Origin of the sequence: Bacillus sp. 7884-1 (assembly GCF_002272245.1) — a bacterium.
Lineage (GTDB): Bacteria > Bacillota > Bacilli > Bacillales > Cytobacillaceae > Neobacillus.
In genome coordinates, this window is record NZ_NPDD01000343.1 from 1 (window position 1) to 447 (window position 447).

At 33.1% G+C, this 447-nt stretch carries 1 protein-coding gene; it reads left to right on the forward strand.

The annotated features are described in order from the left end of the window. Positions 1–207, forward strand: a complete 207-nt coding sequence (locus CHI06_RS29045) for a DUF1657 domain-containing protein (RefSeq protein WP_095252077.1) — start codon at positions 1–3, stop codon at positions 205–207. Positions 208–447 lie beyond the last annotated feature (240 nt).

Sequence of the window (447 nt, forward strand, 5' to 3'; positions counted from 1 at the left end):
ATGACAGTAGGAAAAGATGTTCAAACCGTTTTAGCAGGTTTAAAAGGTGCTCAGGCAAGCTTTGAAACCTTTGCTTTAGCAACTGATAACCAAAATGCAAAGCAACTTTATCAACAGGCTGCCCAACAAACACAACAAGTTCTTGATAGCCTTGAACCACGTCTTCAAGAAATTCAATCTGAAGAACCTCAGTACAATCAACAATAAATGTATTAAATTTTGTTCTATTTATTAAAGTATTTATTATATTTTAATTGGGAATCACCTCCCGTGCTTAGACTACTCAGTTACTTGAGTGGTCTTTATAATTTCAATAAAATAAAAAAGCACCCAATCTTCTGAGCACTTTCACTGCAATTTTATTATCCAAAGTTACTTCATATTATTTTCCTATTACTTAATAAACTAGCACGTAGGAAAAAACGACGCCAATTATTGTAGAAACGC

Coding starts and splice junctions, on each gene's coding strand:
- CHI06_RS29045 (WP_095252077.1), top strand. CDS start 1: ATGACAGTAGGAAAAGATGTTCAAACCGTTTTAGCAGGTTTAAAAGGT.